Annotated in this window: 20 protein-coding genes; 11 read left to right on the top strand and 9 right to left on the bottom strand. The window is 70.2% G+C overall.

Annotation, left to right across the window (positions count from 1 at the left end; genetic code table 11):
* Positions 1-39 precede the first annotated feature (39 nt).
* Positions 40-1,485: an eCIS core domain-containing protein gene (locus tag OG734_RS27655; RefSeq protein WP_443064919.1), complete on the bottom strand. Its 1,446-nt coding sequence runs from the start codon at positions 1,483-1,485 to the stop codon at positions 40-42.
* Between the two features lie 460 nt (positions 1,486-1,945).
* On the opposite strand from OG734_RS27655, the gene OG734_RS27650 reads away from it, so the two are divergent.
* Positions 1,946-3,535, top strand: coding sequence for an ISL3 family transposase (locus tag OG734_RS27650; protein ID WP_330287809.1), 1,590 nt, complete (start codon positions 1,946-1,948; stop codon positions 3,533-3,535).
* A gap of 298 nt (positions 3,536-3,833) precedes the next feature.
* Here OG734_RS27650 and OG734_RS27645 read toward each other — a convergent pair whose 3' ends face one another.
* From OG734_RS27645 to OG734_RS27635, 3 genes are all read right to left on the bottom strand, one after another.
* Positions 3,834-4,634: an aminoglycoside phosphotransferase family protein gene (locus tag OG734_RS27645; protein ID WP_330290190.1), complete on the bottom strand. Its 801-nt coding sequence runs from the start codon at positions 4,632-4,634 to the stop codon at positions 3,834-3,836.
* Positions 4,635-4,888: 254 nt separating this feature from the next.
* Positions 4,889-5,563: a formylglycine-generating enzyme family protein gene (locus tag OG734_RS27640; protein ID WP_330290189.1), complete on the bottom strand. Its 675-nt coding sequence runs from the start codon at positions 5,561-5,563 to the stop codon at positions 4,889-4,891.
* 444 nt (positions 5,564-6,007) lie between these two features.
* A complete protein-coding gene (locus tag OG734_RS27635) occupies positions 6,008-6,457 on the bottom strand; it encodes an ATP-binding protein (RefSeq protein ID WP_330290188.1) in 450 nt (149 codons plus the stop codon).
* 184 nt (positions 6,458-6,641) lie between these two features.
* On the opposite strand from OG734_RS27635, the gene OG734_RS27630 reads away from it, so the two are divergent.
* From OG734_RS27630 to OG734_RS27610, 5 genes are all read left to right on the top strand, one after another.
* The gene (locus OG734_RS27630; RefSeq protein WP_330290187.1) at positions 6,642-6,851 is read left to right on the top strand and encodes a DUF397 domain-containing protein; all 210 of its coding nucleotides are present in this window, start codon (positions 6,642-6,644) and stop codon (positions 6,849-6,851) included.
* A gap of 9 nt (positions 6,852-6,860) precedes the next feature.
* Positions 6,861-7,214, top strand: coding sequence for a hypothetical protein (locus tag OG734_RS27625; protein ID WP_330290186.1), 354 nt, complete (start codon positions 6,861-6,863; stop codon positions 7,212-7,214).
* Between the two features lie 67 nt (positions 7,215-7,281).
* Positions 7,282-9,042 (top strand): SpoIIE family protein phosphatase, encoded by a 1,761-nt coding sequence (locus OG734_RS27620; protein WP_330290185.1) that lies wholly within the window; start codon positions 7,282-7,284, stop codon positions 9,040-9,042.
* Positions 9,043-9,087: 45 nt separating this feature from the next.
* Positions 9,088-9,633 carry an SRPBCC family protein gene (locus tag OG734_RS27615; protein WP_330290184.1) on the top strand — a complete coding sequence of 182 codons (546 nt, stop codon included), beginning with the start codon at positions 9,088-9,090 and terminating at the stop codon, positions 9,631-9,633.
* Positions 9,634-9,818: 185 nt separating this feature from the next.
* On the top strand, positions 9,819-12,890 hold the full coding sequence (locus OG734_RS27610) for an FG-GAP-like repeat-containing protein (RefSeq protein ID WP_330290183.1): 3,072 nt from the start codon (positions 9,819-9,821) through the stop codon (positions 12,888-12,890).
* Between the two features lie 169 nt (positions 12,891-13,059).
* Here OG734_RS27610 and OG734_RS27605 read toward each other — a convergent pair whose 3' ends face one another.
* Positions 13,060-13,986: an alpha/beta hydrolase family protein gene (locus tag OG734_RS27605; protein WP_330290182.1), complete on the bottom strand. Its 927-nt coding sequence runs from the start codon at positions 13,984-13,986 to the stop codon at positions 13,060-13,062.
* A gap of 111 nt (positions 13,987-14,097) precedes the next feature.
* On the opposite strand from OG734_RS27605, the gene OG734_RS27600 reads away from it, so the two are divergent.
* The 5 genes from OG734_RS27600 to OG734_RS27580 all read left to right on the top strand — a co-directional run bounded on the left by OG734_RS27600 (position 14,098) and on the right by OG734_RS27580 (position 19,375).
* Positions 14,098-14,694, top strand: a complete 597-nt coding sequence (locus tag OG734_RS27600; protein ID WP_443065107.1) for a TetR/AcrR family transcriptional regulator — start codon at positions 14,098-14,100, stop codon at positions 14,692-14,694.
* 967 nt (positions 14,695-15,661) lie between these two features.
* Complete coding sequence (locus OG734_RS27595; RefSeq protein ID WP_330290180.1) at positions 15,662-16,765, top strand: ABC transporter substrate-binding protein; 1,104 nt, start codon at positions 15,662-15,664, stop codon at positions 16,763-16,765.
* Positions 16,766-16,893: 128 nt separating this feature from the next.
* Positions 16,894-17,769, top strand: a complete 876-nt coding sequence (locus OG734_RS27590; protein WP_330290179.1) for an ABC transporter ATP-binding protein — start codon at positions 16,894-16,896, stop codon at positions 17,767-17,769.
* Positions 17,766-18,545, top strand: coding sequence for an ABC transporter permease (locus OG734_RS27585; RefSeq protein ID WP_330290178.1), 780 nt, complete (start codon positions 17,766-17,768; stop codon positions 18,543-18,545). Before OG734_RS27590 ends, OG734_RS27585 begins: the two co-directional genes overlap by 4 nt.
* Positions 18,542-19,375: an ABC transporter permease gene (locus tag OG734_RS27580; protein WP_330290177.1), complete on the top strand. Its 834-nt coding sequence runs from the start codon at positions 18,542-18,544 to the stop codon at positions 19,373-19,375. The genes OG734_RS27585 and OG734_RS27580 overlap by 4 nt, the downstream gene beginning before the upstream one ends.
* Positions 19,376-19,436: 61 nt before the next feature.
* Here OG734_RS27580 and OG734_RS27575 read toward each other — a convergent pair whose 3' ends face one another.
* The 4 genes from OG734_RS27575 to OG734_RS27560 form a co-directional block, all read right to left on the bottom strand.
* Positions 19,437-19,700, bottom strand: coding sequence for an ABC transporter permease (locus OG734_RS27575; protein ID WP_330290176.1), 264 nt, complete (start codon positions 19,698-19,700; stop codon positions 19,437-19,439).
* 124 nt (positions 19,701-19,824) lie between these two features.
* Positions 19,825-20,382, bottom strand: a complete 558-nt coding sequence (locus OG734_RS27570; protein WP_330290175.1) for a GNAT family N-acetyltransferase — start codon at positions 20,380-20,382, stop codon at positions 19,825-19,827.
* 87 nt (positions 20,383-20,469) lie between these two features.
* Positions 20,470-20,988: a hypothetical protein gene (locus tag OG734_RS27565; protein ID WP_330290174.1), complete on the bottom strand. Its 519-nt coding sequence runs from the start codon at positions 20,986-20,988 to the stop codon at positions 20,470-20,472.
* 15 nt (positions 20,989-21,003) lie between these two features.
* On the bottom strand, positions 21,004-22,335 hold the full coding sequence (locus OG734_RS27560; protein WP_330290173.1) for a hypothetical protein: 1,332 nt from the start codon (positions 22,333-22,335) through the stop codon (positions 21,004-21,006).
* Positions 22,336-22,604 lie beyond the last annotated feature (269 nt).

The following is a 22,604-nucleotide window of genomic DNA, read 5'->3' as shown; positions in this document are numbered from 1 at the left end:
GAACCGGCCGGACCGGCCGGGTCCGGCTCGCAGGACCCGTCAGGTTCCGGAGGAGGACGCCGTCGGCTTGCGACGAGTGCGTCGGCCCCTCGCCATGATGCCGTTGATGATCTCGGAGTGACGGCCCTTGAGCGCCGCGACCGGCACCTCGATGGTCTGGTAGGTCGCGTGCCCTTCCTGCCGTTCTGCCACGCTGTTCTCGTCGTGCCAGCGCAGATCGGTGCCGCCTGCCTCGATGTACGGGATGTCCGGGACGGTCTGGAGGAGCACCCGTCCGCCCGCCGGGACGGGGAGTTCGATCCAGAAGTGCTCGGGGACGCCGAAAGCGCCGTCCATCCGGTAGTGGCACATGATCCAGCCCGCCGGGTTCGCGGCGTCGATCCGCAGGCCGTGGGACTGTACGAAGGTCCGGACCGCCCGTTCCATGAGGGGGCGGATCGCGGCCTCGTCTTTCGGGGCGTCGAGGTTCCCGGGGTCGAAGGCCATGCCCGCGGCCGTGATGTCGCCCCGCAACCGGTCCAGATCGCTTCTGACCACGGGCTCCACCTGGTCCAGCTCCCGTACGTCGTCCTCCTGGCTCAGGCCGATGAGATAGCTCCAGTACTCACCCCGGTCGAGGCCGCCGGAGTCCGCGGCGGCCCGCACAGCCCACTCCCAGCAGGCTGCCTCCTCGGGCGTCTTGGGGAGCTTGCGCCCCTGCCCGCCCGCGTAGGTCTCCTCCCGCCCGGCGGAGGCGGCGATCAGGTTGACCGCGTCCTCGGAGATCTCCTCTTCCGTGCTCTCCTCGCGGGTGCGCTTCACCCGCTGGACGGCGCTGCCGTCGCCCCCGTGCGCGGAGCGGTCGGCGTCGACGGTCCGCGCGACGGGAGGACCGTTCAGCGCGCGCCGGGCGTTGGCCTCGGCCTCCCGTTCGAAGCGGTCGCCGGGGTCGGAGACGGACAGCCCGTCGCCGTTGTCGGTACCCGCGACGGGGCCCTGGCGCTGCTGGATGACGTGGGTCAGCTCATGGGCGAGGGTGTGCCGGTCGCCACCGCCGTCGCCGATGACGACATGGTTGCCGGAGGTGTAGGCACGCGCACCGATCTCGGCGGCGGAACGGCGGGCCTCGGCGCCGGTGTGCAGCCGTACGTCGGAGAAGTCGGCGCCGAGGCGGCCCTCCATGTCGGTACGGGTGGTCGTGTCCAGCGCCCGTCCGCTGCCGCGCAGCACGCCGGGCACCGTCGAACGCTGCACCACCGACTGCGCCGACGGCTCCGACTGTTCTGATTGCCTCGGCTCCTCGGTATGCCCGCATCCGGATCCGTGCCGGTGCCGGTCCAGCGCCCCGGGGTGCCCGGCTCGCCGCAGCAACTGCACCACCGCGGCGTTGCCGATCGCCGGCTGCATACCGAGCGGCCCGGCCGCACCCGCCACCGGCCGCTTCGCGCCGGCCGTCGGCACGGCCAGGAGTTCCCGCTCGCTGTCCCGACTTCTCCGTGCCCGCACGCCGGCTCCTCTTCCTCAGGGGTCCGACCTCCCTGTCTACCAGCACACACGCGCGCGGCACGAGAGACGAACGGGCAGACCCGCCTACCTGTAGGGGCAAGGAGAACCGGCGGGCGGGGGTCAGGAGTTGGAAACCACCACACCGCGCCACCGAGGAGCCCCGCCAGTAGCCCTCCCCGGATACGGGGAGGGCTACTGCGCGACGAGACAAGCTTCAGCCGTAACCAGTCTCCTGAGACACCACACCTAGATCCCGCCACTGACAACAGGCCGGAAACGGACGCTGGCCGACGCAGGTGTCTGTAAGCACTTGTTTTGGGGTCTGGCCCAAGTTGTGTAAGCCGGCTACTCGTTGTAGCTGTTGATCTTTATGGCGGGGGTTCGGAAGTCGCCTTGATTTCGCTCCTCGTATGGCTGAGGTGCTCGACATTCGGTTGCCGTGAACGAAGATCCGTCTCCAGTGCAAGAGTTGTTGTTCCCGTCGAACACGAAGGTCGTGTTCACGTCCGCCGAGATGGACGGCGAAGCGATACGCGTCGAGGTGCGATGCACCGCAAGCGGCGCTTGTTGCCCGGCCTGCGGGGACTGGTCGGCTCAGATCCACGGCTCCTACCTGCGCTTCCCCGCGGACCTGGCCTGTGCCGGACGGCCGTGCGTACTGGTACTGCGAGTCCGCCGGTTCGTCTGCGCGAGCGCGGCATGCCCGCGGCGCACGTTCGTCGAACAGGTGCCGGGACTCACCAGGCGCCACGGCCGGGCCACCGAGCGTCTGCGGTCCACGATGAGCAAGGTCGGGCTGGCACTGGCCGGCCGGGCCGGCGCCCGCCTCGCCACACACCTGGGCATCGTCACCAGCCGCAATACGCTGCTGCGGCGGGTGATGGACCTCCCCGACCCGCCTGCGACCCGGCCGAGGGCGGTCGGGGTCGACGACTTCGCACTGCGCCGCGGGCACGTCTACGGAACCGTGGTGATCGACGCGGAGACGCACCGGGTCCTGGACCTGCTGCCCGAACGGGACGCCGCCACCCTCGCACCGTGGCTGGCCCGGCACCCGCAGATCGAGGTCATTTGCCGCGACCGCTCCGGGGCCTACGCCGACGCGGCTCACACCGCCGCACCACAGGCTCTGCAAGTCGCCGACCGCTTCCACCTGTGGCAGAACCTCGCCAACGCGGCCGAGAAGACGGTCGCCGCCCATCGCCCCTGCCTCCGTGACCTTCCCGTCCCGGCACCTCGGCCCGAACCTGAGTGGGAGACCACGGACGCGCCGGCCCCTGAGGACGACGAGCCGTCCGGAAAGTTCGCCGAACGCGCCCGGGTGCATCACGCGCTCGTCCACGACCTGCTCGCCCAGGGACTGGGGCTCCGGGAGATCGCCCGGCACCTGAGCTGGGGACGGCATACCGTCCAGCGGTACGCCCGCGCCGCCCGCTGGCAGGACATGGTCAAGGGCCGAAAGCGCCAACAGCCCAGCAAACTCGACCCGTTCAAGCCCTACCTGACGCAACGCTGGGCCGAAACCGAAGGGAAGGTGACCATCCTCGATCTCCACCGCGAGATCACAGCCCGAGGCTTCCGCGGTCACTACTCCACCGTCCAGCTGTGGGTCCGCAAGGCCCTGCCCGCGTCGAACGGCACCCCGCCGGCGCCGGCCGCGCCGTCGATCCGCCAGGTCACCGGCTGGCTCACCCGGCACCCCGCAACCCTCACCGAAGAAGAGAAGATCCGCAGGAAGACGGTCCTGGACCAGTGCCCGGAGCTGGAGACGACCGCCCATCTGGTCGGCTCGTTCGCCGAGATGCTCACCACGCTCGACGGCGGCCGGCTCACCGACTGGATCACCGACGCCATGACCGCCGGCCTCCCCGGCGTCAGCACCTTCGCCGTCGGCCTGGAAGCCGACTTCGACGCAGTGACCGCCGGACTGACCACCGACTGGAACTCGGGCCCAGTGGAAGGGGCAGTGAACCGGATCAAGATGCTCAAGAGGCAGATGTTCGGCCGAGCAGGCTTCCCGCTCCTCCGGAAACGCGTCCTCCTCGCGTGACCCTGCGTAGTCGGCCCACACAACTTGGGCCAGACCCTTGTTTTGGCTCCAGTGCACGGAGTTGTTTTGGCTCCACGGCCGGGGTGGATGGGGCACGGACTGGTGTGATTCACGCCCCTGCAGCAAGGTGATTTGGCCCCACTTCGATTGGGTGGTTCCGCTGGCCCGGGTGGGGGTTGTTGGCGGTAGTTTCGAAGCCTCGGTGGACCTCCGTCACGCATCCCCGACAGGTGTGTGGAGGGTTGCCGACCCGGCTCGGCTGAAGTCGCGGACCTTTGGCCTCGAACGTCCGGTCCGGTCAGTTCAGCAGGGCAGTCGTGAACGTCTTGCGGTGGTCCACCAGCCACGTCTGCATACGGTCCCAGCGTTCCCATCCGCCACGCTCGGCCAGCGCTTGGAGATAGACAGGGTCACCGTCGGCCGTGCGGCGGGCAACGAAGGCCCGGCAAACCTCCGTCGCCTGCTCGATGACGCCGGGCAACTCAGTGCGGTCCCCCGCCGAGAGGCCATAGCTGTCGGCAAGGATCCGCAGCCGTGCGGGCGCATCCAGCCCGGAGGGGTGGAGGGCAGCTGCGGATCCGGGATCGAGCATGGGCACCCAATAGCGTGCGGTCATGGCGATGTCCCAGAGGGGGCGGCCCGGGGCCGCCAAGTCGAAATCGATCAGGGCAGCGGCATGGCCGTCGCGGAAGACGACGTTTTCCGGGCACACGTCGTTGTGGCACAGCATCGTTCCCCCCTCCGGGTCGGCCAGGTCCCAGGGCCACTCGGCATGGGTGTCGACCGCCACGGCCGCGCTGGTCTCATGCAAGCGCCGCAGCAGGCTCCCCACCGATTCGAGAGCAGCCTTCGTCATCGCCCAGTTCGGGAAGGGTGGCAAAGCCACGTCGCCTGGGATGAAGGTCAGCTGCTCACGGCCGTCCGCGGTGAGACCGACAGGGGCCGGCGCCGCGTCGAAGCCGTGCTCCTTCAGCGCGAGGAGATAGGCATGCAGGGCGCGTGCGTTGCGCGGCGCCGGCCGCTCAACCAGCGCACCCCGGCGGAAGACCGCCCCCGCGTTCGCCATCCCGCCGAACAGCGCCTCGCCCTCAGCCGTCATGACGATCACGCTACCGCCGGATCGATATGCGGACCCGTCCGCGAACTCGGTGCAAACAAGGGCCCAAGGCTCACACGCAAGATCGGGGCCACCCAAGCCAAGCCAAGCCATGCCTGTCAGGGACACAGCCCAGAGGGACCCCGGGAACCCCCCCAACCCATCCACCCGACCCGCTTCCGACCGCACGGACACACGGCTTCATGCAGACCACGGCAGAAGTCACCCGGTAGAGGTGGCCCCATTCTCATTGCCGATCATGACCCTGCGAAAACAGGCCGAGGCAATGATGTGGAGCGCACGATGCGAAATCCCACGTCGTCGATCCGGAAGGTCGGGTGGCTGCGCCGCCGCACCGACGCCCGGCAGCTCCAGTGCTCGTCGGCCCATCCACCACCACGGAGCACCCGGTAGGCCCCATACACCTCGGCGTCGTAGACGTCCCAGCACCAGTCCCACACATTGCCCAGCATGTCGTACAGGCCCCAGGCGTTGGGCTGCTTGCCGCCGACAGAGTGGATCCGCTCATCGGAATTCCCCTGGTACCAGGCAACCTCGTCGAGCTGGCCGTACCGCGGGCCAGTAGTGCCCGCACGGCAGGCGTGCTCCCATTCGGCCTCGGTCGGCAACCGGTACCCGTCTGCGGAGGTGTCCCACTCGGTCGTCTCGGCGTCGACGCACAGGTGATACGCGGGCGTCAGCCCCTCATGCCGGGACAAGGTGTTACAGAACTGGACCGCGTCCCACCACGAAACGCCCTCAACCGGCAGCCGCTCACCCTGGGCGCTACTCGGCCGTCGGCCCGTGACTTGTGCGAACCAGGACTGCGTGACCGGGAACGCCGACATCTGAAACGGTGCGATCTCGACCGGCCAACTGCTCTGCGTCCGCCGGTCCGACAGCGTCACCTGTCCCGACGGGACCGCAACCATCTCGTTTCCTGCCCCCGCGTCCACAACAGGCCACCCTACCGACGTCTGCCACCGCTCTACCGATCCTTCGACCGACGGTGGAGCCAGATCAACTTCGTACACCGTGGAGCCACTTCTGGTCCGTGCGGTGGTGCCCAAAGAAGTGCCTACAAACACGCAGGTCAGCACTCCTCGCTCAGGGCCTGGAGGACGTAGAGGCGTACGACGTTGTCGGTCGTCGTCCAGTTCGGGGGTCGGGGTGGTGGTTGCTGCCAGCAGTCCTCGTCGGGGAGGAGCAGGTCGGTCGGGTTCTTGTGCCGGTGCCAGCGTCGCCAGCGGGCGTCGCGGGGGCTGGGCAGCGTCCAGACGTACGGGTGCGTGGTGGCTGGGTGAGTTCGGGTGGGGCTGGTGGGCTTGGTGGGCGGGGGCGGAGTACGGAGGCGGGTTGGGTGACCAGTCGGGCCGTCAACCGGAACATGCGGGGGCGACTTCCGGCAGCGGGAAGGTGGCCCACGAGCACTTGGTGAACCGGCGCAGGTCGCATCCCCATTGCCCGGCGAGTGCCGCGAGCACGGCCAATCCGCGCCCGTTCTCGTCGTGTTGGCCGGCGGCACGGGGTGCGGGGAGCTTCTCCTTGTCGGGGTCGGAGACCTCCAGCAGGAGCTGGCTGCCATGGAGGGTGAGGGTCACCTCGATCAGGGCGAAGGTCACTTCGCAGTGCCGTACGGAGTTGCTGACGAACTCCGTGGCCACGAGGGCGACGTCGGCGGCGAGTTCGGTGGGCAGACCCCAGTCGGCGAGGACCTTGCGGACCTGGGCGCGGGCGTCGGGGACGTTTCTGGGGTGCTTGGGGAGGCGGAAGGTGGTGGCTTGGTTGGACTCGGGGCGGGGCTGGAGTGAGGTGGGTTCGGGCATGGCGGAGTACCCCTGACGCTCGGTCACATGCACGCCGGGTAGCGCTGCATGTGCACCTGGAGAGTCCCGAAGATCTGGCGGCTTACGCCAACGCGTACGACCTACTACGCTCGTCAGCACTGACACCGGACGCGAGTGCGAAGCTCATCCGGCGCGTCCTGCGGACCAGCAAGGAAGACGCAACGTGACCCAGTTCATAGGCCCCTTCCGGAAGTCATCGCATTCCATGCAGGAAGGCAACTGTCTGGAGGTGGCTCCCACAGCAGTAGGCAGCCGAGCCATACGCGACAGCAAGGACCAGGCCAGCCCCATACTCACCGTCACCCCCGACGGCTGGCAGGCCTTCCTGGCCGGCGCCAAGGCCGGGGAGTTCGACCTCTCCACGCGGAGCTAACCCTCAGATATGACCAGCCGGCAAGCGACAACGACCCTGTGGCGCCCCACCGGCCCCAAGGAACTGGACCTGGTCCGTGATCTGAACTGGCGTGCGTGGCCACCTCGGCTCCCCGAGCAGCCGATCTTCTACCCCGTCCTCAACGAGGACTACGCGATCAAGATCGCGCGAGACTGGAACGTGAAGCACGACGGTGCCGGCTTCGTCACCCGGTTCGAGGTCGACTCGGAGTTCCTGGGCCGGTATCCCGTCCAGCAGGCCGGGGGGCAGACGATCCTCGAGCTCTGGGTTCCGGCCGAGGAGCTGGACGACTTCAACGCCCACATTGTCGGCGAGATCCAGGTAGTGCACGAGTTTCGCTGAAGCGGGAAGTCCTGCCGCAGCCGCGCCCCCGCGTGCGCTACCCGCCGACCCGTGATCGGATGCTGGGGTGGACCGGCAGCGGGCCGGCGACGAGAGCGCGGGCAAGGGCGAGAGCGAGGCCACCGGTGTGGCGCCGCCGGAGGGCGATCCGGCCTTCTGGCACGCCTGGTCGGCGCGGGTGCACGAGCTGCTGGGTCAGCTCTTCGACGGGACGCCCGCGGCGATCGCCGTCCTCGACACCGAGCTGCGCTTCCGGTACGTCAACGCCACCCTGGCCCACATGAACGGCGTACCGGCCGCCGAGCACCTCGGCCGTACCGTCGCCGAGGTCGTCCCGGGGGTCGAGGCCCGCGAGGACGTACTGCGTGCCGTCATCGCGGACGGTATCCCCCGCGAGACGATCTCCAGCGGCCACACCCAGGCCGACTCCCCGTTGGAACGCCGCTACTGGCACGGCGCCTACCACCGGCTGAAGCAGGACGGCCGAACCCTGGGGATCGTCGGCATCGTGCTGGAGATCTCGGCCGCCCGGCAGGAGCAGCGGGAGCTGGAGCGGGCCCGTGAGCGCCTGGCCCTGCTCGACGAGGCCGCCACCCGTGTCGGTACCACCCTGGACATGGACACCACCTGCCAGGAGCTGGCCGAGTTCCTGGTGGCGAAGCTCGCCGACTCGGCCACCGTGAAGGTCCTCCCGGAACACGGCACCAGCCGGGCGCCCCGCGACGGATCCCTGCGGCTGCGCCGGGTGGCGCTGGCGGCGGTGCCCGAGCTGGAGACCGTGATGCGGCCACTGGCCCGGCCCGGCGAGTACGTCGACCACAAGCCAGGTTCCTCCGTCGTCCGCTGTCTGGCGGCCGGGCGTCCGGTGATCGACAACCTGATGGACGAGCAGGACATCGGCCGCGCCGCCGCCCACACCGGGGACGTCTCCGCCTACCTTGCCGCCGGCATCCACTCCGCCCTGGTCGTGCCGCTGACCGCACGCGGCCACGACGTGGGCACCGTCACCATGATCCGGGCGGGCGGCTCTCCCCTGTTCGACGAGACCGACGCCGTGATCGCCCAGGACCTGGCCGGCCGGGCCGCGATCAGCCTCGACAACGCCCGCCGCTACACCACCGAGCACAACGCCGTCGTGCAGCTGCAGCGCGCCCTGCTGGCCGAGCCGGGCCGCCCGCACCCGGACATCGACGTCGCCTACCGCTACCGGCCCGCCGGGCGGGGCGTGCTCGTCGGCGGGGACTGGTTCGAGACCGTCGCCCTCGACGACGGACGTACGCTGCTGGCTCTCGGCGACGTGATGGGCCACGGACTGGAGGCCGCCGTCGCGATGAGCCGCTACCAGGCGATGCTGCGCGTGGTCGCCGCCCGTGAACCCGGCCCCGACCGCATCCTGCTCGAACTCGACCACCTGCTGCACACCACGGCCGCCGACCGTCCCGCGACCTGCGTGATCGCCATCGCCGACCCCGCCAAGGGCATCTGCACCTACGCCAGCGCCGGCCATCTGCCCCCCGTCGTCTTCCAGCCCGACGGCCGGGCCACGCTCCTCCCCGTCCCACCCGGACCGCCCCTGGGCACAGGGCACAGCCGGTACGTCTCCTTCACGGCCCCCTGCGAGCCGGGCCACACCCTCCTCCTCTACACCGACGGCCTCATCGAACGCCGACACGAGGACATCGACGCCTCCCTGCGCCGCCTCACCCGCGTCCGCGGCTGCCCGGCCCCCGAGGACCTCCTCGACCAGGTCCTCGACCAGGTCGCTCCCGCCGACCCGGAGGACGACATCGCGCTGGTCGCCGCCAGGTACAACCGGGCCGGCGACTAGGATTTCGCGCGGCCACGAGCAGCGACGAGAGTGAGCGGGGAAGTCATGACAGCGGAGCAGACGGAGCGAGCCGATCAGTCGGAGCGAGCGGATCAGGCGGATCAGGTGGAGCGGTTCGAGGTGACCCGTGCCATCGCGGCACCGGCGACCCGGATATTCGGCCTCCTCTGCGACCCCGACGGGCATGTGGCGATCGACAGTTCGGGCATGCTCCAGGCCGCCGACGGCGACGCCGTGCGCGCGGCCGGCGACTCGTTCGTCGTCCACATGGACCGCGAGGCGCTGAACGACCGGCCGATGGGCCGCTACGACGTCACCGTGGAGATCACCCGGTTCGAGCAGGACACGCTCATCGAGTGGACCCCGACGTCCCCCGACTTCCAGCCCTCCGTCAACCACCACTTCGGCTACCGCCTCCGCCCCACCGCGAACGGCACCGAGGTGACCTCGTACTACGACTGGAGCCGCATCCACGAGCGGTACCGGGCCGCCGGGGTCTTCCCCATCCTCCAGGAGTCGGCGCTGCGCGCCACGCTGGGAATCCTGGCGCGGACTGTCGAGCGAGCCGAACGGGGCGAACGGAGCCTTTGACCGGTACGTGGTGCTGTTTGACCGGTACCTGGTTCTGATGGATATGGGGCTGCTGTTAGCTTTGGGGCGCCTTGCATGGGGGACAGCCGGGGGGCTGGAGATCATCCGCAGTACCACTGACGCGCGGCTGTGACCGCGGTCGTCCCGCCACGCTTTCTGCTCTTCCTTGCCCAGGAGGCCCCGCGTTGGCCCGTCGTACCGCCGCCCGTGGCGTCATAGCCGCGCTCGCCGTACTCGCCGTGACCGCCGGTCCCGGTCCGCTCTCCGTCCCGGCCGGCGCGGAGACCGCCGTCGCGGCGGACACGGTCTTCCAGTCGGACCGGTACGTCCCGCGCGGGGACCACCTGTACGCCGCCGGCGCGAGTGGCTATCTGCACGCCCAGGAAGGCAGTTCGGGCTATCTGTGGACGTCGTACGACACCGGTACGACGACTGAACTGGGCGCCCTCGCCCGGCTCGACCTCCCGGCGTACCTCGGCTCGTCGGCCGACACCGTGGCCGATGTCGTCTCGCCCACCGAGAAGGTCGTCCTGCGGGACATGGCCGCCGGTACCAGCACGGACGTCGCGATCACCCACGGCCGGTACATGGCCACGTACGGCGGACACGTGCTGACCCAGGCTCAGGACGCCGACGGCAACCGGGTGTTGTGGCTGTACGGCGACGGAGCGCCCGCCGAGGGCACGGTCGTCGACGGCTGGCCGACCGGCATCACCGCCAACTTCACGGTCCTGGGCGGCGACAGCGGCACCGCCGTCATCAGCTACACGCTCGGATACAAGCGGCACCTGGCGCTGGTGGACCTGGCCGCAGCGAAGGTCGTCGGCGACGTGACGGTGTCCGCCGCTCCGACGGCCGTCGCACTGAGCGCGGACCGGCTGGTCTGGTACGCGTCCGGCCCGACCGCCCACGTCCTGAACCGCGCCGACCTGTCCGCCGCCGAGACGACGGTGAGGCTGCCCGGCACCGAGGGCACCCCCTACCTGGGCATCGCCGGACGCTGGCTCGTGGTCGCCCGTTCAGTGCCCTCGGACCCGCACGACTTCGTCGACATGTCGGGCGAACAGCTCATGGCCGTTCCGCTGGCAGGCGGTGACCCGATCACCCTGCTCCGGCACGCGAACACCTCGGTCACCCCGGCGCCCGACGGCGGCCTGCTGGTCGCGGGCGGTGCCGACGCCGGGCACTGGGCGGTACGGAAGGTCGCCGACACAGGGGCGGGCGCGCCGACAGTGTCGCAGACGACTGTCGTCCCTCCGATGATCGCCAAGATCGACCGGCTGTCGCTGCAGAACGGCAACCTGGCCACCGAGGAGGCCGACAGCAGTTTCATGGGCGCCTTCTACACCCGCCGAGTCTCGACCACCGGGACGTCCTACTCGCCGGGCACACCAACCTGGCGGATGTGGGACGGCTTCGGAAGGACGGGCCCCTACTCCACCGGCGACGGGCGCGCGGTGATGTTCACCGCCGACCCCACCCCCAACGGGCCCGGGTCACGCGTCGGGTCGATCGACAACGCCGACGACGCGGGCACCTTCTTCAACCCCTCGGCCGCCGGAACCGTTCTCGACATCACCGGCCGCTACGCGATCGTCAACGGCTCCTCCCCCGCCAAGCAGTACGTCGGCGACCTCGGCGTCTACACCGACCTCAAGCCGATCCTCACCCGCTCCGTCACCGCCGCCTCCGTATGGGGAACCAGGCTGTGGACCCCGGGCACGGCCAACGGCTACGTCAACGCCCGGGACCTGAAGACGGGCAAGACCACCGACTCCGTCAACACCGGTGCCCCCTGCATCCCCAAGGAACTGCAGGCGGTCGGCCGCTGGATCTACTGGTCCTGCGGTCCGACGGCCTCCGCCGGCGTCTGGGACCGTACGGCGAAGAAGAACATCCCCGTCCCGTCCGGCGAGGCGCTGCTCGGCGACGGCTATCTCGTACGCCACGACACCTCGGCTGGAGCCCTCCTCCTCACCGACTTCGCCGACGGCAGCGCGGCCACCCGGAAGATCGGTGACCTGGCGGTGGGCAACTCCAGCCTGCGCGGGGTGACTTGGACCGTCGACAAGTTCGGCGGACCGGCGGCCTACGTCGACGCGGACCACCGGATCCATCTGGTGCCCAGCGGGGTCGCCGCCCAGCCGCTCGCCGTCACCGAGTCCGAGGTGACCGACAACGCCTGGGAGAGCAGCGCGAGCACCAACCCGTGGTGGCAGTGGCGCGGACTGCTCTCCAAGCCCGCCTCCTCCTGGACGGCCACGTTCACCAGCAAGGCCACCGGCGCCGTGGTGCGTACGCTCACCGGCGGCGAGGTGGACGGCAACCTGACCGCACGGTGGAACCTCCGCGACACCGCTGGTGCGCTCGTGCCCAACGGCGCGTACACGCTCAAGCTGACAGCGCGGCCCGCCGACCGGTCCGGCGCCGCGCTGACGATGTCGCAGGCGGTGAACGTGTCCACCGGGGCCGCCGTACGCCGCGACTTCACCAACAGCGGCACCTGGGCGCCCGACGGGATCGGGGACATCCTCACCCTCTCGTCATCCGGTGTCATCAGCTACCGGCCCGGCACCGGCAAGGGCACCTTCGGCCCTGCCATGGCGGCCTCGGGCTGGCCCTCCTCAGTGACGCCGGTCCCGTTCGGCGACCTGAACGGCGACCGCCGCAACGACATCCTCGTACGGTTCAGCAACGGCGAACTGCGGGCGTACCGGACCATGCGTGGGCAGGCCTTCCTCACCGGCACCCCGCACACCTCCCTGGGCACCGGCTGGAACCAGTACAACCTGCTGACCTCTCCGGGTGACATCACCGGCGACGGCCGCCCGGACCTGATCGCGCGCAAGGCGTCGACGGGCGAGCTGTTCCTCTACAAGGGCACGAGTGCGGGCAAGCTGTCGGCACGGGTGCGCATCGCCGCGAACTGGTCCGGCTACAAGAAGATCGTCGGCGTCGGCGACTTCAACGGCGACGGCCGCGGTGACCTGCTGGCCCAGGACAAGTCCAACATCCTGTGGCGGTACGACGGCACCGGCACCGGCGGCTTCAGGGCCCGGGTGAAGGTCGCCACCGGCTGGGGCTCGAACTACAACACCGTCATCGGCGTCGGCGACATCACCGGCGACGCCAAGGCGGACATCGTCTCCCGAGACACGGCCGGCAACGTGTGGCGCAACTCCGGCAACGGCAAGGGGGCGCTCGGCGCCCGCACGAGGATCGCGACAGGCTGGCAGGCGTACAGGGGCCTGTACTGATCCGCTGCTGAGCTTCTCGTGCCCCTCTGTTCGACGGCGGGACTCGGTACAGTCGTACGGCGAATACGAGAACCTGCTTCGCGAGCAGGAGAACCTGATGCGCGCTGCTGCTTCTTCCTCGGACATCGTGGTGAAGATGCGGAGGGCGTCGTGAAGGTGGGTCACTTGGTCACTTGGACTCGACCTGCCCGAGCGGGTCGGAGCCGGCCGCCAGTTCGTCGCGCGCCGTCTGCCAGGCGGGGTCCCCGGGGTAGAGCTCGGTGCGGAGGTAGGCCCAGGTGAGCCGTTGGACCACGGACACCCGGGCCGGGCTCTCGTCCGTGGTCTCGGCGACGTCGTATCCGGAGATACCGCCGAGGCCGTGCTCCGCGTCGAACAGCGTGAGCAGGGACTTGGGGCCCGGGGCGAGGACGTAGGGGTCTGTGTGCCAGTCCGGGCCCATGACCGTCAGGAAGGCGGAGGCGTCCTTGTCGCCGGCGACCACGAGCGCGGGTGTCGTCATGCGGGAGAAGTCCGTGGTCGAGAAGAAGGGCCAGTTCTCCGTGACGTGCGGGGTGAGGGCGTCGCCTCCCCGTCCGGGCGCGGCGAGCAGCACGCCCGCCCTGATCCGGGGCTCGGTCAGGTTCACTTCCGCCCCGTCGTCCGGGTCGGCGAGCCGGGCGCCCAGCAGCAGGCTCGCGGTGTGCCCGCCCATCGAATGCCCGATCACTGCGACCCTGCCCCGGTCCAGGCGCCCGGCGAGCTGCGGGACGGCGGCCTCGATCTCGTCGAGCCGGTCGAGGATGCGCGTCATGTCCTCGGCGCGTGACCGCCAGTACATGGGCGCCCCGGGGGTGTCGGAGGGCAGGGTCAGCGTCGTCGAGCTGAGATGGGTGGGCTGGATGACGACGAAGCCGTGCGCCGCCCAGTAGTTGACGAGGGGGGCGTAACCGTTCAGCGAGGAGAGGTTGTTGGAGTAACCCTGGCCGTGCGAGAGGAGGATGACGGGCAGTTCGTCCCCGGCCATGGGAGCGGAGACCCGTATCCGCAGGTCCACTGGCCGGTCGGGGGTCGGCAGCACTACCGGAGCGATGGAGAGGACGGGTGTTTCGCTCATGACACGTACTTCCCTTACACTGAAACGCGAAAGCGGAACGTTGCTCCGTTTACGATACGGAGCACTGTTCCGCTTTGTCAAAGGTGGAGAAGCCGGAGGTAGAACAGCGTGGTGAAACCTGCAGGCCAGTCCGGGGAAGTGCCTGCCCGGAGCAGGCGGGCCGACGCCCAGCGCAACCAGCAGACGCTGCTGACCGCCGCCGCCGCAGTGTTCGTCACCTCCGGTGTCGACGCGCCCATCCGCGAGATCGCGGCCCGAGCGGGCGTCGGGATGGGGACGATCTACCGCCACTTCCCGACGCGGGCGGATCTCGTCGTCGCCGTCTACCGCCACCAGGTCGAAGCCTGCGCAGAGGCCGGGCCGGCCCTGCTGGCCGGCGCCGGCTCACCGCTCACGGCACTGGTCCAGTGGGTCGACCTGTTCGTCGACTTCCTGGTCACCAAGCACGGCCTCGCCAACGCGATGCAGTCGGACACCAGCGGCTTCGACGCACTGCACGCCTACTTCCTCGACCGCCTGGTACCGGTCTGCGCACAGCTGCTGGACGCGGCGGTCGAGGCCGGCGAGATCAGGCCCGGTACGCCCGGTACACAGGCCTACGAGCTGATGCGCGGCATCGGCAACCTCTGCATCGGCCATGACAGTGACGCCCGGTACGACCCGCGGCGACTGGTCGAACTACTGCTCAAGGGGCTGGCGAGGGGCTGAGCGCACCTCCGCCGCCCGCCCCACGGGTGGGCCGGGCGGCGGAGGGCGGAGGGCGGAGGATGCAGGGCGGAGCTGGTGACCTGATTCACGGCATGCACAGACACGTCGTGGCCGCCGTGCACGGCAAGCCGCCCGCGTCCCAACCCGCCCAGGTGCTCCTCGACGGGGCAGACGTCGCGGTACGAGGCGTCGGGGATGTACGTATGCCACTGGTCCCGGGACGCCGGGCAACGCCGCGCGGGTCTCCGTAAGGGGCGCGATCCGCCAGGCGGCCAGGCTCAGCAGCTCCAGGCCGCAAAAAACCTATGCCCTGCCTGACCGCGATTCGGAAGTTCACCTTCCGACGCTGACCCGGGTCGGCAACCCGGGTCAAAACCGGTCATGGAATCCGTAAGAAACGAACGCGGAACGGATGGGCAATCTACGTGCGTCACTCTCGGCCTGGTCGTCCGGCGGCAGACAGTCGGCACCGAGCACGGAGGGAAGCGCGATGAGCCTTGTCAGCGAGCGCGGCACGGACCTCCGGTGCCGTGTCCATCAGTCGGCCTGGACGCGCGGACGCGTGGCGCACGGCTCACATCCGACGTCCGAGGGTGCTCCCGGCTGACCTCGTACCGCTGACGCGGCCGGAGTCCTGCCCGGTCCGCGGTTTCGCGGTGTCCCTCCCCGGACCGGCCTGCCGACGCACGCTCTTCCCACGCACCTCTCCTACGCCGTCATCCTGGCATGCACGCCTCATGAGTGCTTGCCAGGCCTTCCGGCCGCGCCAGGAGGAACTCCTGCGAGCAGGCCATCCGCGGGCGTCTGCCGCTCCCGCGGCCGCACCCCCGAACCTCTCCTCGGCCTCCGGCCCCAGGTGGCCGCCCGACCGGAGAACGGCCCGGCAGTGTCCGGGCCTCGCTCCATCCATGTTCTTCATGTCCGCCATGAGCCGGCTCCCACCCGGCCAGTGAAAGGAACTCGCGCCATGACCAGAGGTACGAGCAGTGACGACAGAGCGTTCGCCGCGACCGACCGCCGTCTCTTCCTCAGACGGGGACTGCAGCTGGGCGGTGCCGTGCTGCTCGGCGGCCCGCTGCTCGCCGCATGCGGCGGCTCCGACTCATCCTCCTCCCCGTCCTCCTCGTCCCCCGGTGGCAAGAGTTTCGGTGAGCTGACGCTTCGGCTGTCCTGGATCAAGAACGTCGAGTTCGCGGGCAGCTACATCGCGGACAGCAAGGGCTACTACACGGACGAGGGCTTCTCGAAGGTCACGCTGATCGGCGGCGGCCCGTCCGCGACGCCGATGGAGACGGACGTCGTCACCAAGAAGGCACTCGTCGCGATCAGCGCCCCCGACATCACCGGCGCCGCCGTCGCCAAGGGCGCGCCGCTGAAGATCATCGGCGCCCAGTTCCAGAAGAACCCGTTCTGCATCATGTCGATGGCCAAGAACCCGATCGCCAAGCCGGAGGACATGTACGGCAAGAAGATCGGCGTCCAGGCAGGCAACGAGTCCGTGTGGGCGGCGTACGTCAAGGCCACCGGGCTGGACGAGTCGAAGATAACGAAGGTGCCGGTGCAGTTCGACCCGCTGCCCCTGACCCAGGGCACCGTGGACGGCTGGTTCTCCTTCGTGACCAACGAGCCGAACACGCTGCGTCTGAAGGGCTTCAAGGTCTCGACGATGCTGCTCGCCGACACCGGCTACCCGCTGGTCTCGGAGACCTACTGCGTCCGCCAGGAAACCATCGACGATCAGCGCGACCTGCTCAAGGCGTTCCTGCGCGCGGAGATCAAGGGCTGGAAGGCGAACATCGCCGACCCGGGTCTCGGTGCGAAGCTCGCGGCCGAGACCTACGGCAAGGGGCTCGGGCTGACGACCGAGGAGCAGACCCTCGAGTCCAAGGACGAGAGCAAGCTGATGGTGAGCGCCGACACCAGGAAGAGCGGCCTGTTCACGGTCACACCGGAGCTGATCGAGGAGAACGTCAAGACGCTGAAGTACGGCGGCCTCGACATCACCGCCGACAAGCTCTTCGACCTCTCGATCCTCGAAGAGGTCTACAAGGAGGACCCCAGCCTCGTCTGAGGTTCCGGCGGTACCAGTGCGGCCCCGTCGGCCCGCCGGTACCGGTTTCCCGTACCCCTACCCGTACCTGCACCCGTACCCGCACCGCACACCGCACACCGCACACCGCACACCGAGGTCGCCAACTGATGAGTACCGCAGCCGCTGTTCCCGAAGCACCCGACGACCCCGCACCGTCCGCGTCCGGTGCCGGCACCGGGCTGTCCCTGCGCGGGCTGAGCAAGGAGTTCAAGCTCGGCCGACAGCGCGTCCCCGCACTGGCCGGCGTCGACCTCGACACGACCGAGGGCCAGTTCCTCGCGCTGCTCGGGCCGTCGGGCTGCGGCAAGTCGACCGTTCTGCGGATCCTCGCCGGGCTCGACAGCCCGACCTCCGGTACGGCGCTCGTGCACGGCGAGGACCCGGAGGAGGCCCGCAAACGGCACCACCTGGGCATCGCCTTCCAGGACGCCGCGCTGCTGCCGTGGCGCTCGGTCGCCGCCAACATACGGCTGCCGCTGGAGATCAGCGGCATCAAGGCCGACCCTGCGGCGATCTCCGACCTCATCAGGCTGGTCGGCCTCGAAGGCTTCGAGAAGGCCCGCCCCGCCCAGCTCTCCGGCGGCATGCGGCAACGCGTCGCCATCGCCCGCTCGCTGGTCGTCGACCCCAAGGTGCTGCTGCTGGACGAGCCGTTCGGCGCCCTGGACGACATGACCCGCCAGCGGCTCAACCTCGAACTCCAGCGCATCTGGCAGGCCCGCGCGGTGACCACCCTGCTGGTCACCCACTCCGTCAACGAGGCCGTGCTGCTCAGCGACACCGTCGCCGTGATGTCCCCCCGGCCCGGCCGGATCGTGGAGGTCGTCACCATCGACCTGCCCCGGCCGCGTACCCCGGAGATGATGCGCTCGGCCGAGTTCCACGCGTACGCCGACCGGTTGTCGGAACTCCTCTTCGGCCGCGCCGACACCCCCGCCGACACCGACACCGACGCCGCCGGGCTCGCGGCGGAGGCGTCATGAGTGCCCGGCGCTCCTCCTGGACCGGCGGGGCCGTCGGCCTCGCGGCTCTGATCGGGGCGTGGTCGCTGCTGTCCACCACGGTCTTCGGCCCGGGGGACGGCGTACCCACCCCCTGGGCGGTGGTGGCGAGTGTGTTCGACGACGGCTGGACCTTCTACAGCCCGCATGTCACACAGACCGTGGGCGAGGCCCTGACCGGGTATCTGCTCGGCAACGCGCTGGCGCTTGGCCTGGCGGTGCTGGTGCTGCTGGTGCCCGTACTGGAGCGGGTGGTCACCCAGATCGCGGTGGCCTCCTACTGCCTGCCGATCGTCGCGATAGGCCCGATCCTGTCGCTCGTCCTGGACGGAGACAAGCCGATGTCGGCGATGGCCGGACTGTCGGTCTTCTTCACCACCCTCATCGGCGCGCTGCTCGGGCTGCGCTCGGCCGATCCGGCCTCGCTTGACCTGGTACGCGCCTACGGCGGCGGCCGCTGGCAGCAGATGCTGCGGGTCCGTCTGATCGCCGCGCTGCCCAGCACGCTGGCCGCGCTCAGGATCGCCGGGCCGGCGGCGCTGCTCGGCGCGATCATCGGCGAGTACCTCGGCCGCGTCGACAGCGGGCTCGGCATCGCCATGACCATCGCCCAGCAGCAGCTCGACGTACCGCGCACCTGGGGCATAGCCCTGGTCTCGGGCGCGGTGGCAGGCGTGGCGTACGGCGCGGTCGGGCTCGTCGCCCGTTACGCCCTGCCGTGGTCGCGCACGACGACAGTGGAAGGCGCAGGCGCATGAGCACCGCGACACAGACACGAACGGCCCCCGCGTTGCGCTTCGCGGCGGGCGTGCTGCGCCCGCTGCTGAACGTGGTCGTGACGATGGCGGCCGTCATCGTCCTGTGGATCGTCTTCCTGCAGATCTACGACCTGGACCCGCTGGTGGCCAAGTCACCGGTCGACATCTTCCACTACCTGTTCACGGGCGCGGACGCGGGCGCCCACCGCTCCCTGGTCTCCTCCGGTCTGGGCCGCACACTGCTCGACGCCGGGTTCGGCTTCGTCGCCGGGCTGGTGGCGGCGGTGGCGGTGGCGGTCGTCTTCGTCCTGGTGCGGAGCGTCGAGCAGGCGCTGCTGCCGATGGCGGTCGTCGTGCGGTCCGTGCCCCTGGTGGCGATGACGCCGCTCATCACCCTCGTCTTCGGCCGCGGTCTGATGGCCACCACCGTCATCAGCGGCCTGATCGTCTTCTTCCCCGCCCTGGTCACCATGACCTTCGGCCTGCGCTCCGCCTCCCGCCAGGCGGCCGACCTGTGCCGCGCGTACGGCGCCGGGGACTGGACCATCGCCCGCAAGGTCATGCTGCCCAGCGCCGTCCCCGCCTTCTTCGCCAGTGCCCGCGTCGGCGTCCCCGGGGCCCTGATCGGCGCGATGCTCGCCGAATGGCTCTCCACCGGACAAGGCCTCGGCTACGCCATGCTCAAGGACTCCTCCCTCTTCGACTACGACCACCTCTGGGCCTCGGTCGCGGTCCTCACCGCCGTGTCCGCACTCGCGTACAACGTCATCGCGGCCATCGAGGCCGTCGCCCTGGCCCGCTTCGCACCGAACATCCGGCCGGGCACATGACCATCCTGTCCGTCGTCCGACTGTCCGTCGTCCGACTGTTCGCCGCCCTTCCGCCGGCGGCTCAGGAAGGCGCCCGGAGCGCGTCCACCGGTTCCATCCGGGCCGCGCGCAGCGACGGGTAGAGACCGCCGAGCAGGCCGACGAGGGCTCCGGCGAGCGGGGCGCCGAGGGCGAGGTTCAGGTCCAGGACCGGGGTCCACTCCTTGAACACGCCAACACCCACCACGACGGCGATGCCCAGGGCCGCGCCGACGATCCCGCCGAGCAGGCCGATCGTCGTCGACCTCGGTCTCCAGGGTGAGGCGGCCGTCGGTGATGCGGACACGCTGCACAACCGGTGTGGTGGGGTCCGGGGAGCCCGCCACCGGTGTCCGGTCGACCGTCACGCTTATCTGAGTTCGCGGAGCCGACAGCTGCGCCGGGGAGACTCGCCCTGGCGCAGCTGGAGCTCAGCCCGGCAGTGCCCGGGTGAGCACCTGGAGGACCAACCCCCCGGCACCCGGCCGGAGTTCACCGAGCTCGTCCCAGCCCCACGCCCGGAACGCGGCCCGCGCCCCCGTGTTGGCGGAGTCGAGCAGTACGACCACCAGTTCCGCGTCGCCGGCGGAGAGCAGCCTCTCCTGGAGGCGGCCGGCGATCCCGCGACGGCGGTGCTCCGGCAGCACCATCAACTCGGTGATGGCGAACACCTTCCCGGAAGCAGTGAGTTCCTCGACCTCGTCGGGAACCGCACCGACGAATCCCCGCCACCACGAGCCGTCACGGTGCAGCGGATACCCGTACGCCACCCCCGCGGGTTCGTCGTCGTCGCCGTCCTGGTCGTCGGCCACCACCATGTCGAAGCCCGGCCGCTGGACATCCTCCGCGAGTCGGGCCAGGAAGCGTTCCCGGTTGCGGTATTCCTCGCCCGCGGGTTCCTCGTAGGCAGCCACGTGCAGGTCCGCCAGCTCCTCCCGGTCGCTATCGGCCTGCCACCGGCTCAGCCTGCGGAAGAACACCTCGCCCATACCAGTCCCCTCGCCCGCGACGCCCGGCAGTCAGCCTGCCCCGCCGCCCCCGAGCTTATGCGGGACGCCCGGGTGCCGGCTCCCCGGTCACAGGATGAGGAGGGCGGCCGCCCAGAGGACGTAGAGCACCGTCAGCAGCGGGCCGAGCGGGAGGCCGTGGTCGCGGTCCGGGCTCTCCTCGGTGGGGCGGAGCTCCGGGTGGGCGTGCATGGCGGAGATCTCCTCCGCAGCTCTCACGTACGACGGGCGCAGGCGCAGCCGGCGTTCCATCCAGGGCCAACCCAGGGACGGCGCCCACGTCCTCCCGTCGACGCGGCGTATCTCCAGGGCACCGCCGGTGCAGCCGACCGCGCGCAGCTCTTCCCAGGTCACCTGGCGGACCTTGTACGCCCCGGCCAGCCACAGCCCCGAACGGTCGGCGGTGACACGCCAGTTGAGGAAAATCGCCAGCCATCCCGGCGTCAACGCCCCCACGTCGTCCAGGGCGAACTGGATAACAGCCGCGACGAACACCGCGCCGAGCACCGCCACGCACCGGGTGAACACACCCGGTCCCCAGCGCACCGGTCGGCCGACCGGCCGCATCGACGCCGCGATCCGCTCCACCAGCTCCGGATCCCGCTACTCGACGGCATCCTCCACCGGCCATTCGAGCTCTGGCCCCTGTCCGCCCTTCGGCAACCGCACCGGCCCGGCCGTGAGCAGGACCACTGGGTCCCCGTCCCAGTTGGCGGTGACGATCACCAACTCGCCCGCGTCACAGGGCGGCCCATACAGCACTGCCTCCCGCAGCCGGGTGTCGACATCGGGCCAGTCCTCATCCTCATCCTCCTCCTCGTTCTCGTTCTCGGCTTCGGCTTCGGCTTCGGCTTCGGCTTCGGCTTCGGCGTCGGCGTCGGCGTCAGGGGGATCGTTCTCACCAGCCCTGTCGTCGATGACCGGGTAGGCCAGGCAGCGCAGCAGCGGCGTACGGCCGGCGGTGTCGTCGGCGGCGTAGATCCAGGTGTCGGCGTTGTGGTCCACGCGTTGCAGTATCCGCAGTACGGGAACCGGCGCACGGCGCAGCGCGGCGGCCCGGCGGCGGGCCAGGGCGCCGACGGCGAGGAGCGTCAGTCCGGACAACCCGGCGGCCAGGACGAGCAGTTGCCAGCCGAAGGCGTCGTACGGCTCGGCGGCCAGGCGGTTCCAGTCGCCGTCGGACAGGAGCGTCACGACACTGTCGGTGTCGTAGTCGTCGGGGTAGGCGGCGTCGACGGTGCGCTTCGAGCCGTCCGAGGCGCGGACGCGCAGCGTGTCCTCGCCATGGCCGGTGACGACGGCCGACACCGATTCCGCCTTCGCGGCCCGCTGCTCGTCCTCGTGAACGCCCCGCAGGCCGAGCCCGACCGCCACACCGGCCACGGCGCACAGCACGAGCCCGGCAACGATCGGGACGACTCCTCGCCGCAGCGGACCGATGCCTTCGGGGAGCGGGTGCCGTGCTCCTGCGGCGGCTTGTTCGGCGAGGCGCCGCTGCCGCCGCCGAAGAGCGAGCCGCTGCCAGGACGCGGCCCAGCCGAAGGCGAGGGCGGCGATCACCGCGGCGTTGGCGGCATCGGCGGTCCCGGCCTGAGGGAACTCCTCCACCGCCACGATGACTGCCAGCACCGGTCCCGAGACGAGCGTGAGTTCCGGCAGCCGGAAGTACCACAGCAGTTGCACCACGGCGAGGCCCATCTGGATCATGCCCAGCCAGTCCGGCCCGCACGGGACCGCCACCGTGCAGGACGGCTCCGGTTCCAGGACGATCGCCGCGATCACGGTCACCAGCAGCGCCAGTGCCGGCCACCGGGGCTCCGCCCAGCGCGGCAAACGGGGCTCCGCCCAGCGCAGGGCGTCGTGGGACAGCCAGGCGGGAGCACCCGCAGGTGCGGCTGCGGAGGGAAGGGGAACGGGAACGGGCAGATCGCTCACGCGAGCGATTATGCGGTCCCTGCACTAGCCGTCGCCGGGCGGGGACGGCTGGAGGGCCCGGCAGGATCGGCCAGGTGTCCGCGACCCGACCCGTTCACCGCCGGAAGCGACGGAAAACGGGTGTGGATCGCCGGTGGCCGTGACCAGCGCGTCGGCGCACCCTCTGGTCGGGGGCGCCGTCCACGTCGATCCGCTGCTGGGACTGCCCCGCGAGAGCGCGCCGAGCACGTTGCCCGCCCCGCCGTGCGTCAGGAATACCTTCGCCCAGA

It is taken from the genome of Streptomyces sp. NBC_00576 (genome assembly GCF_036345175.1).
GTDB lineage: Bacteria > Actinomycetota > Actinomycetes > Streptomycetales > Streptomycetaceae > Streptomyces.
Note: the sequence above shows the minus strand (reverse complement) of the source record. Positions and strands in the feature narration are given on the sequence as shown.